Origin of the sequence: Dietzia sp. UCD-THP (assembly GCF_000349585.1) — a bacterium.
Lineage (GTDB): Bacteria > Actinomycetota > Actinomycetes > Mycobacteriales > Mycobacteriaceae > Dietzia > Dietzia natronolimnaea_A.
This window is the reverse complement of record NZ_AOSR01000175.1, coordinates 1-769: the sequence shown is the minus strand read 5'-3', so window position 1 is coordinate 769 and position 769 is coordinate 1. Positions and strand designations below refer to the sequence as shown.

The 769-nt window shown below is 60.1% G+C and carries 1 protein-coding gene; it reads left to right on the top strand.

Annotated elements, in window-relative coordinates; translation table 11 throughout:
- Window positions 1-276: 276 nt before the first annotated feature.
- A partial coding sequence (locus tag H483_RS38665; RefSeq protein ID WP_193746859.1) for a restriction endonuclease occupies window positions 277-769 on the top strand: 493 nt, incomplete at its 3' end.

Below are 769 nucleotides of genomic sequence, written 5' to 3'. Positions count from 1 at the left end.
TCCCCGGAGAGGCCGCCTGACACACCCTGATCGGGCCCTCGGGCCCGATCAGGGTGCCTGGCCAGCCGAGACCGACCGGGAAGGCGCGCAGAACGCACAATATCGGCACTGTCTCCAGTGCCGGAGAAGTAACGCTACATCGGCAGCCAGTAAGTGACTGCGGAGCGACTCGCCCGGGAGAAGGCAAGATGTCAGCTACCCTCCACGTGCAGGCCTGATTGTCCGGGGCCTGGGCTAGGGTCGATGCGTTTACGGATATGGAGGGGAACGTAGACATTGCCTGACGTAAAAGTTCCCCTGCATCGACAAGCCGAACTTCATGCCGCTCAATTCCTGACGCGGCTCGGTTATACCGGCGTCACTGCTACCGCTAGTGCCCGGGACGGCGGTATCGACATTCTCGGCGACACCGTTGTTGCCCAGGTCAAGTGGCATAGCGAACCCGTGGGTACGCCGAGCTTGCAGGCATTCGTTGGAGCCGTCCACGGACACACCAAGAGCGACAGAGTCTACTTTTCTCAAGCCGGTTACACCGCCGGAGCAATCGAGTACGGACGCACTCTCAAAATAAAGCTCCTGCAGTTCGCCTTAATTCCCGAAACAGGATGGATCGCCGCAGTCGGATCTGATCTCCCCACGCTATCAAGGCAGCCAATCCGCGGCCACGACACTCCCTCTGGAGCCGCTGCAGCCCACCGGAATTCAAAACCGACGATCGTGCGATGGGAAAAATTTTCAGCGACTCAGCCAGTCCCGGACAGCTTTGTCC